This window comes from Terriglobales bacterium (assembly GCA_035624455.1).
Lineage (GTDB): Bacteria > Acidobacteriota > Terriglobia > Terriglobales > Acidobacteriaceae > DASPRM01.
This window is the reverse complement of record DASPRM010000117.1, coordinates 1-11,802: the sequence shown is the minus strand read 5'-3', so window position 1 is coordinate 11,802 and position 11,802 is coordinate 1. Positions and strand designations below refer to the sequence as shown.

The following is an 11,802-nucleotide window of genomic DNA, read 5'->3' as shown; positions in this document are numbered from 1 at the left end:
GGAGAATACAGCAGAAGTAGCAGATCATTTCCCGTCGGCATTTGTGGGCCCACGCCGCGTTGGGGCGGGCACCCCGCTCAGCGCCAGCACGCTCAGCAGAATACGCTTCAGTCCCAAATCACGCCCCGTTGGGTCATACCATTCGTTGATGGTGTGCGCTCCACCGCCTTGCCCGCCGCCACCGATGGCCAGCGCCTCGTAGCCCAGCGAGATGGGAATGTTGGCATCGGTAGAAGCCCGCTGCACACGCGCGCGATTGCCCAGATGTTGATCCACGGCGTGGATCAGGGTGTAAATTCGCGCATTGGGATTGAGTTCTGCCGCCGGCCGGTCGCCGATCAGCTCGATCGTGTAGCTCAACTCGGGATTTCCATTGCGGCTCCCGGCCTGCTTTTCCAGCGATCGCGTTGCCTCGGCAACCGCAGACTCCACTGCCGAGCGCAATACTTGCTCCAGCCGCTCGATCTCGTTCACGGAAGCGGAGCGAATGTCCACCCGCATACTGGCCGACTCGGGGATGGAATTCACCGAAGTTCCACCGCTGATCACGCCTACGTTGAACGTCGTCTTGGGGCTCAGCGGCACCGGAACGCGGCTGAATTTATCGATCGCGCGCGCCAGCACGATGATGGGATTGGGAACACCAAACTCGCTCCAGGAGTGACCGCCCGGACCGCGTACCGTCACCATGAAACGGCGACTGCCGAGAGCCTGGGTCACCACGCTGTCCGTACCCGCGCCGTCAATCACCAAAGTGGCGGAGATTCGATCCTTCCACGGTGATTGCGAGAACAGGAACCTCATCCCTCGCACGTCGCCTTCGCCCTCTTCGCCCACGTTTCCAACAAATAGAATCGGAGCAGAATGGCGAATCTTCGCGGCCTGCAGCGTTCCTGCCAGCGCCAGCATCGCGGTGACTCCGGCGGCGTTATCGGAGACCCCCGGTCCGTAGAGACGCTCACCCTCACGGCGCGCATCCACTTTGGTCCTATCGGGGAAAACGGTATCGATGTGCGCCGTCACCGCCACGCATTTTGATGGCGAGGGATCCAACCCCGGACTCAATCCGACCACATTTCCAACTTCGTCGATGTCTACCTGTTCCAGGCCCAGACTGGAAAACTTTTGCTTAAGCCACTGCGCCCGCTGTGCCTCACCGAAAGGGGGTGCGGGAATGTTGGTCAGCTCAAGTTGCAGATCGCTGAGTTGTCTCTGATGTGCTTGCAGCCAGTCGAAACCGGCGTGCACCTCAGGCAGGCTGGCAATGCGCGTGACCTGCTGGCGCGCTGCCGCTGCCGAAGGCGCCTCTGCCCTCGATACGGTATCGGCTGACGGAGTAGGACCCATAGACAAGATTAGCGATATTACAACGGCAATCGCGCACCGGTATAGCTCAGTCGTTGTCGCCACCCTGCCCTTCTTCCAACCCCTAGTTTCGCATGCGCAGGTTGGTGCGCGACAGGCGATCTCGCCTGTCCACAAGATTCAAGACTGTCATCGCGAGTGGTTTTTTACCGAGGGAGATCTGCAGTTTTCAAGGTCACGTGGGAACGAACGTTTTCCTCAGATCAGGTCGAGCGCAGCTCGACTTGCGGTAACGTTATCCTGAGCGACGACGCGGCGAACCACTCCGCGTCCGAGTCGAAGGACCTCGCGGTTGAATTTCAAAGAGCGCCTAACCTAATTCCCCCCGGCTCGCGCGCAGTGAGACCTCAGAAATTCCACCAGCTCGTTCGTTAGCTCCCTTTGATGCCCAACCAGCAAATGCCCGCCATTTTTGTATCCGACAAAGCGCGCACCCGGGATGTGATCGGCCGTATAGCGAGCGCCGGCAAAGGTCCCATACCCGTCGTTCTCAACGCTGATGGCCAGGGTGGGAACTCGTACGTGCTCCAGGTCGACGCGGGGCAGCGATGTTGCAATCGCCCCATCGTTGCGCAGCCCTTGTTCCCGCGGACTGATAGGTAGGATATGTTCGAGCATCTGCAGCACAGCCTTTTGCTCCTCGGCAGGAGCCCGCTTGAAGTCGGCCATCGGCGTAGCCAGAATTGTCTGGATCATGGTGTCGCGGCCCAGCTTCATCATCGCCCAGAAGACAAAATCAGATTTCAGACTGGCATCCAGGATTCTCGCGACCACCGCGGGTGGTCTCCTCGGCTCAGATGCACGTGGCGCATAAGCCAGAGGAACAAGCAGCACCATCGCCGAGCAGCGCTCAGCATGGCGCAGGCAAAATTGGATCGTGGAGGGTCCTCCCGCGGAGGCTCCGATGACAGCCGCGGTGCGCACTCCCAGTGCGTCCAGCAGACACGCATGTGCGTCCGCCTGCGCCGCAGGCGACGCATCCTGAGGAAGCGGGGTTCGCAGATAGCCAAATCGCGATGGCGCGATCACCCGGAAGCCCTGACCGCTCAGACCGCCAAATGCATCCAGCCCCTGATCGAATCCCCCGCCTGCACCGTGAATTATCAGGAGCGGAAGACCGTGGCCCACTTCCGCATACTGAATCGGACCGCAAGCAGTGTTCACAACCGTGCTGCCCGAGGCAATCCGTGCCCGCGCCGCTCGAATGTCTCGCTGGTACGAGGAGTAGATAAAGGCGCTTGCGCCGAGCACGGCGAGAACTGCACACCACAGCACTCGCACAAGGCTTCGTCGGCTCCGCCCGGCTTCACCTGCACCCATTGGAGCATAACGCTCCCTGTGAAGGATCTCCGCCATACATCAAAGCCTATCCACAATCTCGCCGAACACCCGTGACCGCCAGCACGGCCTTCCGTGATCCAGCCGCGTTCTGCCGGGCGCTAGTTGCTAAGTGCCGAGTGTTAATTGCTGTTGCTGAGTGCTTAAAAAAAAGCCGCCCCAACCCGCGGAGCGGCTAAGCAGGAGGAAGCGACCCTTATCGGCCAGTTAAATCCATGATCTCTGTTACAATCCGCATTCCACTCTCGTATCCGCCTTCCACTTTACGGTTCCAGATCACCAGCGCCCTCTGTGCTCCGCAGGGATGCAGCACGCGAATCTCGCGCCCAATCGGCATCCCCGGATAGCGATGCATTACGCGCAGGCCATGCGGGCTCATATCCACCAGACGCGCGTGTACCTCAAACAGGCGGTCACCATCGGTCACGTAGACAGTAGCTTCGTCCTCAGCGGGGACGCGATCCTCATTGCGCTCGCCCAGTGGCATACGGGCGATTCCCAGCAGCGACTCAAAATCAGAAGGAGAGGCCATAGACAGATTCGAATCTCCCAAATTCTCTTCCTGGTGGTTCGCTGGCCGGAAGAACACTTCGGCCGGGCAGAGACTATTTGTTTATGGGAGGGTACGAGCGGAACAACACCTGCAGTGTAGCCGACTCTAAGGCCACAGGAAACATGACGTTGGTGAGTTACTTCGGAGTAGCGGAGCCGCTCTCTAAGACTGCGCTCCGGCCGCGCGCACCGGCACACAACAAGCCAGGATCTCTGTCTCGGTGAGCACGCGATCTGAAGCTTTGGCGCGCTCATAAATGCGTTCCACGATCCCATCGTGCGCCTGGATTCCGCGCCGCTCCAGCCAGAAGATGATGTTCGACTTGCCGCTCATGGGACCGATCTCGATGATTTGCTCCAGGCCGAAGTGATGCGCCGGCACACCCGAATAGACACTGTTAGCTAGTTCCAAATCGTTCTTCTTGTAAGCCTTGATCACCGCTGCCGCATGCACTCCCGTTCCGGTTCGGTAGGCATCTTCTCCCACGACCGGGTAATTTCGCGGAATGGGCAGGCCGGTGGCCCGCGAGATCGCCAGGCAATAGTCCTTTAAGCAGGTCAGATCCTGCTTGTCCCAGGGCTCGATACCCATCAGCTTCAGGTTAACCAACATCTGGTCCATCTGGGTATTGCCCACGCGCTCGCCGATTCCCAGCCCACAGGCATGTACGCAATGTGCTCCCGCGATCAGCGCCGCCAGCGAGTTGGCCAGCCCCATGCCGCGATCGCTGTGGCCATGCCAGTCCACGCGGATCTTCTCGCCCGAGGGTTCCACGACTTCGTGGATCACGAAACGCACCAGGTGCAAAACCCCCATGGGGGTGGCATGTCCGGTGGTGTCGCATAGCACAATGGCCCGCGCTCCCGCTTCGATCGCAGCCGTATATAGCCGCTTCACGGTCTCTGGGTCGCAGCGCGTCGTGTCCTCGGTGACGTACATCACTTCCAGACCGAGTGAGCGGGCAAACTTCACTGCCTTTTCGCTGGTCCGAAGCAGGAACTCGTCGGTCCAGCCCTCGGCGTAGCGGCGAATGGGACTGGAGCCGATAAACGTGGCGGCCTCGATTGGAATGCCGGCACGCTGCGAAATGTCGGCGATGGGGCGAATATCGTTCTCGTGCGTGCGCGCCGCGCAGTTGGGCTTGATCGTCATCCGATGCTGTGCAATCTCACGTGCCAGGGCGAGCGAGTGTTCTATGGCACGTGGACCTGCGCCTGGCAGCCCGATATCGAGCATGTTGATCCCGAGCGTTTCCATCAGGTGCAGGATCTCGATCTTCTCAGGAATGGTTGGATCGCGCACCGATGGCGATTGCAGACCATCGCGCAGCGACTCATCGTTCAGCAACACCGGGCCTTTGGGCTTATAGTCCGGCCCGGGAATATTGTTCCAGTCGTAGATAAGTTCGGAGACATTCATGCTCGGCACACCCACATCTGTAAGAAGTGTAGCGCGAATGGACAGGCTCGTGGTGAGAACAAACACCCAGTCTTTCGACTCGGACGGGAATTCCTCCCCGTCCTCCTCAAGATGACAGCTCCTTATGGCTGAATGCTGAGTGCTGGTTGTTGCTTCTTACTTTCCATCCTTCGGCGGCAAGGTGAGTCCAAAGGTCGAGATCTGGCCGCGGCCGGCCACGTTGAGTCCGCGCGGATCCACCGAGTTCGGCAGGTATAGCGTCTTGCAGTGCTCGCAGCGATAGATTTCCGCATCGCGGCCGAAGGTCTTCTCCACATCGCCGCATTCCTGCTCCAACACATCCGCGAGGTAGTACCAGCGCTTAAGGTGCCCACCGCAGAGCTTGTTCTTCTCGTCCTTCTCGTTGCAGGCGCGTTGCCCCGGCTTCTTGATCTTCACCTTGTGATTGGGGAGCTGCGGAATGGAACCTTCTCCGACTTTGGCCTCAATGGTCGCCACGATCTACCTCGCGAGCGCAGACGAATGCGCAGAAATAAAAGCGGGAAACACAGATATTCTACCGGAAGGCGGTAAAGCAATGAAGGTCGCAGGTCACACCGGAACCCCCGGCTGGAGCCTGCCAACGCCAGGCGCAAAGCGGAAGTCACCCACCTGAATGATACGTCGGCGTGAAGTGACTCACGACCTACGCTGCATGCTCGAACGGCTCCTTCATGTATCGGGCCTTGTCGACCTCGATCACCAGAGCCACTTGTGGTTCGTCGCGAAACGGGAACGGCTTGCCCACGTACTTTTGCGAGATCGCATCCAGATGCTTCAAATCAGGATCAGGCCGCTGCTCGACGACCCGCCCACGCAGTTGCACTTCGCTGTAAGGATCCTTCAGGTCGACAATTGAAATTGCAACTCGCGGATCGCGGCGCGCATTCTTCGCTTTGATGGAGTTCTCCGACGTGCAGACCAGGATGTGCTGGCCTTCGCGTCCTAACCACACCGGCGCGCTGTGAGGTGAGCCATCCGGCATGATGGTTGCAAGATGCGCAAAATTACGGCGATCAAGTAAGGCGACGATCTGATCGGTAAGTGCATTTACCATGACAAGCTCCTACTCCTGAGAGATGCGGTTGGCGGAAGTCCCGACACATCAAACCTGACGACAGGTACCCTCCCTTACAACCGCTTGCGAAACAGTGACGCCCGCGACTGCAATCCTCCACGCAAGCGCCTCCCAAGGCCCGGCGCAAACAGAAAATCCACGAAACCCCGCATCTGCCGCGAGAACTCGGTGCCGTAGCCGTACCACCAGACTTTCTTCACAGACGGCAGCAGGTCGGAGTCGATGTACTTCACTCGCACCATCTCCTCCAGCCCCATGCGCCCGTGGGTCCGGCCCAGGCCGCTGGCTTTGAAGCCTCCGTGCGGCGCTTCGCTGATACCGAAGCACGTCACGGCATCGTTCACCATCACTGTGCCGGCATCGAGTTGGGCGGCGAGCTTTTCGCCGCGCGCGCGGTCACGCGTCCACACGCTTGCCGACAGACCGAACTCGGAATCGTTTGCGAGCCGGATCGCCTCGCTCTCGCTGTCGCAGGCCATGATCGGCAGCACCGGACCAAAGGTCTCCTCGCGCATAATGCGCATCGAGTGATCTACGCCTGCCAGCACCGTAGGCGCATAAAAGTTGGGACCCAGCGCGGGCAGCCGCCGGCCGCCTGTCAGCACTCGCGCGCCGCGCGCCACCGCGTCGGCCACATGCTCTTCGACGATTCGCAACTGCCGGTCATGGATCAGCGGACCGACATCTGTTTCCGCATCCAATCCGTTGCCCACTCTCAGCTTCGCTGTTTTTTCCGCGCAAGCGGCAGCGAATTGTTCATAAAGACTGCGGTGCACATAACAGCGCTCGACCGAAAGGCACGCCTGCCCGGCATTGACAAACGCGCCCCACACCGCTCCGGCCGCAGCTACGTCCACGTCAACATCATCCAGCACAACCATGGCGTCCTTGCCGCCCAGTTCCAGCACTACGGGTAACAGGCGCTCCGCTGCCGCCTGGGCTACGCGCTTTCCCGTGGCCACGCTTCCGGTGAAGATCAGCTTGTCGATGCCGGAGGCAATTAGCGCCGCGCCAGTTTCGCCCTCGCCTGCAACTACCTGAAGCAGACCCTCCGGCAGTCCGCCTTTTTCGAACAACTCCGCGAGCTTGAGAGCCACTCCCGGTGTAAATTCCGACGGCTTCAGCACCACGGCATTGCCCGCCACCAGCGCGCCAAGCGTTTCGGTCGCTGGCGTCGAGAACGGGTAATTCCACGGCGAAATGATGCCGATGACGCCGTAGGGTTCGCGAACCAGCTTGCCGCGTTTGGTCTTCATGATGGGATTGCCGTGCGGCACCGCCTCGGGGCGCAGCAGGCGAAAGGCATTTTCGATCAGAAATCGCGCCGCATCGAGCACTACCAGCACTTCCGTCAGTAGCGCCTCGACCAGCGGCTTTCCGGCTTCACGCGTGACGGCCTCGGCCACTTCGTCTTTATGTTGGTGAAGGACTCGTTGAAAGCGGCGGATCACTTCGATCCGCTCACGCAAGGGGGTATCACGCCAGAGCTTCTGCGCGGCGTGGGCGCGATCGACCGCATGCTGTACCTCGGCAGTGCTGGCGATCGCGTATTCGCCAACCAGGGAACCGTCAGCAGGATTGTGCGAGGCCAGGTGCCGCGCGATGACTTGGGGCTCACTCGCCATTAGCCGCAGATTATCCCAGATGAGTAGGATTGGAAAGTTAGCCAAAGCGCCACCCGACCCACCGTCCCACTTCGGACTTACCCATTCCAGTGAGCGCCGCGCCCGTCATCACGAGCGGCTTCTCATGCCGTCAGGGAATCTGCAGTTCTTCCAAAATCACGTGGGAACGGACGTCTCGTCCGTTCAGGTCGAGCGCAGCTCGACTCCTCCGACGTGCAGTCGAGGGCGCCGCGTCGCTCCATTACGCCGGCTGAGTGCTGAATGCATTGCTAAATGTTATTCGCAACCATACTCCACGTTAACCAGATACAGCCCGCCGGCCGGAGCGGTTGCCCCCGGATTCGCGGAGCGATCTCGCGCTCGCAGAATGCGCGTTACCTCCTCCGGCGCTACCGTTCCCTTCCCCACCAGCAGGAAGAGGCCGACCAGATTCCGCACCATGTGATGGAGAAATCCGCTCCCACGCACCGTGTAAATCAGCTCCGGCTCGACGCGGCGAAACTCCGACGAAAGAATCGTGCGCAAATTATTCGGGCCATCCTCGTCGTTCTCCTGTGCCTGCCGCATCCGCTCCACCCGCTCCTCGTCCACCGCTGCAAAGGAAGTGAAATCGTGCTCCCCTACCACGAGGTGCGCAGCATCCCGCATAGAAGCCTCCGCCAACGGATACGGATGGTGATAGACATAGCGCGCCAGAAAGGGCGGGCATACAGCTTCGCGGTAGATGCGGTAGCGGTAGGTCTTGGCGCGCGCCGATCGTCGCGGATGAAAGTCAGCAGCCACCTCCTCCGCTTCCAGAACCCGCACGCTTGCCGGCAGCAGATCATTTAATGCCACGACCACCTTCTGAATCGGGATCGGAGAGTTGGTCACAAAGGAAGCCACCTGGCCGAGCGCGTGAACTCCGGCATCGGTGCGCCCCGATCCTTGCGGCAGAACCTGCTCACCGCTCAGGCGAAAAATCGCATCTGCGAGGGCGCCCTGTATGGTGGGAAGTCCAGGCTGAATCTGCCAGCCATTGAAATCCGTCCCGTCATAGGCCAGCACGAGTTTGATGTTGCGTGTCATTAGTTCTGATCTGCATTATTCATCAGCGGGATCCGTTTTGGCTGGAGGCCTCTCAGGGGCTGAATGTGCCGTCCCTGTCGGGGCTAGTGTTTGCTTCACTTTCTCATTCCGGCACTCAGGTGCCGGGCTATGCCGTGTGTAACTGCCTACCCAGGGTTGCGCCAAGTGATTTCTCATCCTGAATTGGTAGTTCCATTTCAAATCTCAAGAACCGGAAATCGTAAATGTGTTAACCCGATGGCGAGGTCCACGTCAGATATACTGTGAAACTCCCAAATCCTGCGATGCAAGCGTCCTGCCCGCAGAATGTTTGAACCTACCGGGCCAGAGTTTCGTATCCAAAGGTTGACGAATCGGGTTTTGGGAAGTCTTAAGGGAAATTATGTTTTCTTCTGGAGACAGCGGATGCGCTCATACAGTCGTGCTTTGCTTTGGACCAGCCGTCTGGTCCTGGTTTCGGTCTTAGCCCTCACCATATCAGCAGCGCAAGATCAAGCGAGTCAGACCAATTCATCGTCTCTGCCGGCGGCGCCGACTCCGGCGGCGCCTGCTCCCGCACCGGCCCCGGCTTCCACGTCCACTGCGACGGGACTGCCCGACTACTCTAAACCGCGCTCGCACATCTTCAACGTTATCGCCCCTTATTCTCCCCGCCACGTGGCGCCGCCGAGTTTTACCAACAGCTCGCGCATCGACCAGGTGTTCCGTAACGGCACGATGTATCTGTCCATGAACGATGCGGTGGCTCTCGCGTTGGAGAACAATTTGGATCTAGCCATTGCCCGCTACAATCTGTCCATCGCCGATACGGACATCTTGCGCACCAAGGCAGGCGCTTCCTTTCGCGGCGTCAACACCGGCCTGGTGCAGGGCACGCCCGGAGGCGGAGTAGGCGGATTCGGTAGCGGTGCTTCAGGTCCGGGCGCGGGCGGCACCACAACGGCGGCAGGCGGTGCCGCTACCGGTGCGGGTGGAATCGTGATCTCGACTCTGGGTGGCGGCCCCACCACTCCCATTTACGATCCCTTTCTCAGCGGCACAGTCCAGTTTGAACGCGCCACTACACCACAGGCCAGCATCCTGGCCGGCGCGGAGCAACTCACCCAGAACAACACTCTCGCAAACTTCACCTACAACCAGGGCTTTGCTACCGGTACAACCATGGCCGTGGGCTTCAACAACTCACGTGTTACCACGAACAGCTTGTTCAACTCTCTCAGTCCGCAACTGGGCAGCAACTTTCGCCTGACGGTCACGCAGCACTTGCTGCAGGGTTTGGGCTGGGGAGTGAACACCCGCAGCATCAAGATCGCCAAGAACAATCGAGAAATCTCTGACGTCGCGTTCCGCCAACAGGTAATTGCCACTGTGGTTCAGATCCAGAATATCTATTGGGACCTGGTCAACGCCTACGAGGACGTGAAAGTGAAGGAGCGCTCTCTGGCGCTGGCGGAGAAAACACTCGCCGATAATCGCAAGCAGGTGGAGATCGGAACCCTGGCGCCGATCGAAATCGTGCGCGCGGAATCGGATGCTGCCACTCGCACCCAAGACCTGATTGTCTCTCAGACCAATTTGCAACTGCAGCAGCTGCTGATGAAGAATGCAATCAGCCGCAATCTCACCGACAATGTGCTGGCCTCGTCGCCAGTCATTCCGACCGACACCATGACCGAGCCTGGCCAGGAGCCGGTGCTGCCCACCGAGGAACTGATCAGCGACGCACTTTCCCATCGCCCGGAACTGGCGCAGGCGCGCATCGACCTCACCAACCGTGCGCTGAACAATAAGGGCCTGCGGAGTGGGCTGCTGCCGAGTCTCGACCTATATGCTTTCTACGGTGGCGCCGGGCTGGGTGGTGATCAGAGCGCCATTGCGACCTGCAGCCCCGCCAATACCAACAGTTTTTGCACTCCCCCCGGCAGCTTTCCCTCGCGTAGCTACGGCGATACCTTCAGCAGCCTGTTCGACACGTCTGCGCCCGACCGCGGCTTGGGCTTCAATCTGACCATCCCTATCCGCAATCGCGCCGCCCAGGCGGATCAGGTGCGTGGAGAACTCGAATTCCGCCAGGCGCAGATGCGCCTGCAGCAGCTCGAAAATCAGATTCGCATCGATGTACGCAACTCGCAATTCGTTTTACAGCAGAACCGTGCGCGCGTGGAAGCGGCCCTCAAGGGGGTCGCCTTTGGGCGAGAGAACCTGGATGCGGAGCAGAAGAAGTACGCTCTTGGGGCTTCCACCAATACCCTGGTGCTGCAGGCGCAACGCGACCTGGCGCAGGCGGAATCTACCCTGGTGGCTGCCCGCGCTGCTTATGAGAAATCGCGGGTGGACCTCGACCGCGCCATCGGCCTGACGCTGCCGCATATGGGGATTGAAATGGCCGACGCCGAGACTGGGCACGTGGAGAAGTCGCCACAGGTTCCAGGAGTAATTCACGCGGAACCCGCGCAGCCGTCGGTCCCACCGGCCACGCAAACTCCGCCTCAGTCGGAGCCGCAGACGCAGCCGAAGTAACCACAGGCGCCGGTTTCCCGCCCGGGCATCGGCCCGTTCGACAGACTCTGATCTGGTCGAATGGCCATTATGAGTTTTCGTACACGAACCTGAGACCCGGTACCGCAAGGTGCCGGGATTTTTTGTGTCAAGGATGTACTATTGTTTGTCACCCAGGCCGTATGCCAAAGCTGCCAGTTCCCGGTGCCGCGAAATCCGATTTCACTACCTTGCCGGAAAATCTGCCTCGCCCGGTGGACGATGGCGCCGCGTCACATCTCACAAACTTAGTGATTCCTTCCGTCGCTCTGGATTCCACCATGGGAGGTGCGGTGGACCTGTCACGGGTGCCGGGGCGCGCGGTTGTGTTCGCGTATCCGAAAACCGGCAGGCCTGGACAGGTTCCACCTGCTCCCGACTGGGACATGATTCCCGGCGCGCGGGGCTGCACTCCTCACACCTGCGGCTTCCGCGATCTCTATGGCGAGTTCACGATGCTCGGCGCCCGGATCTACGGCCTAAGTACGCAGACCAGCGACTACCAGCAAGAGATGGTCAAACGGCTGCACGTCCCCTTTCCCGTGCTGAGCGACTCCGAGTTGCGCCTGATGCGAGCTATGCGCCTGCCAAATTTCAAAGTGGCGCGCCAGACCCTGCTTAAGCGACTGGCATGGGTCGCCGACGATGGCAAAATCGTGAAGGTGTTTTATCCTGTCTTCCCCCCGGATAAGAATGCAGAAGAAGTGCTGGAGTGGCTGCGCGCCAATCAGCCCAGGATCAAGAAACCCCGCAGCCAGGCGAAAGAGCGCAAGTGAATT

The 11,802-nt window shown here is 60.0% G+C and carries 10 protein-coding genes; 2 read left to right on the top strand and 8 right to left on the bottom strand.

Annotated features, from left to right (window positions below):
• Positions 1–24: 24 nt before the first annotated feature.
• The 8 genes from VEG30_12855 to truA all read right to left on the bottom strand — a co-directional run bounded on the left by VEG30_12855 (position 25) and on the right by truA (position 8,485).
• On the bottom strand, positions 25–1,410 hold the full coding sequence (locus VEG30_12855) for a M20/M25/M40 family metallo-hydrolase (protein HXZ80814.1): 1,386 nt from the start codon (positions 1,408–1,410) through the stop codon (positions 25–27).
• A 270-nt stretch (positions 1,411–1,680) separates the two neighbouring features.
• Entirely contained in the window at positions 1,681–2,646 is a 966-nt protein-coding gene (locus VEG30_12850; protein HXZ80813.1) for an alpha/beta hydrolase, read from the bottom strand.
• A gap of 253 nt (positions 2,647–2,899) precedes the next feature.
• The gene (locus VEG30_12845; protein ID HXZ80812.1) at positions 2,900–3,235 is read right to left on the bottom strand and encodes a PilZ domain-containing protein; all 336 of its coding nucleotides are present in this window, start codon (positions 3,233–3,235) and stop codon (positions 2,900–2,902) included.
• A gap of 183 nt (positions 3,236–3,418) precedes the next feature.
• A complete protein-coding gene (locus VEG30_12840) occupies positions 3,419–4,741 on the bottom strand; it encodes a LeuA family protein (protein ID HXZ80811.1) in 1,323 nt (440 codons plus the stop codon).
• A gap of 90 nt (positions 4,742–4,831) precedes the next feature.
• On the bottom strand, positions 4,832–5,173 hold the full coding sequence (locus VEG30_12835; protein ID HXZ80810.1) for a hypothetical protein: 342 nt from the start codon (positions 5,171–5,173) through the stop codon (positions 4,832–4,834).
• A 187-nt stretch (positions 5,174–5,360) separates the two neighbouring features.
• Positions 5,361–5,771: a PPOX class F420-dependent oxidoreductase gene (locus VEG30_12830; protein ID HXZ80809.1), complete on the bottom strand. Its 411-nt coding sequence runs from the start codon at positions 5,769–5,771 to the stop codon at positions 5,361–5,363.
• A gap of 74 nt (positions 5,772–5,845) precedes the next feature.
• Positions 5,846–7,417: an aldehyde dehydrogenase family protein gene (locus VEG30_12825; protein HXZ80808.1), complete on the bottom strand. Its 1,572-nt coding sequence runs from the start codon at positions 7,415–7,417 to the stop codon at positions 5,846–5,848.
• 276 nt (positions 7,418–7,693) lie between these two features.
• Complete coding sequence (gene truA, locus VEG30_12820) at positions 7,694–8,485, bottom strand: tRNA pseudouridine(38-40) synthase TruA (protein ID HXZ80807.1); 792 nt, start codon at positions 8,483–8,485, stop codon at positions 7,694–7,696.
• Between the two features lie 405 nt (positions 8,486–8,890).
• Between truA and VEG30_12815 the strand changes: the two genes are divergently transcribed.
• Together VEG30_12815 and VEG30_12810 are read left to right on the top strand one after the other, a co-directional pair.
• Entirely contained in the window at positions 8,891–11,005 is a 2,115-nt protein-coding gene (locus VEG30_12815; protein HXZ80806.1) for a TolC family protein, read from the top strand.
• A gap of 161 nt (positions 11,006–11,166) precedes the next feature.
• On the top strand, positions 11,167–11,799 hold the full coding sequence (locus VEG30_12810; GenBank protein HXZ80805.1) for a peroxiredoxin: 633 nt from the start codon (positions 11,167–11,169) through the stop codon (positions 11,797–11,799).
• Positions 11,800–11,802 lie beyond the last annotated feature (3 nt).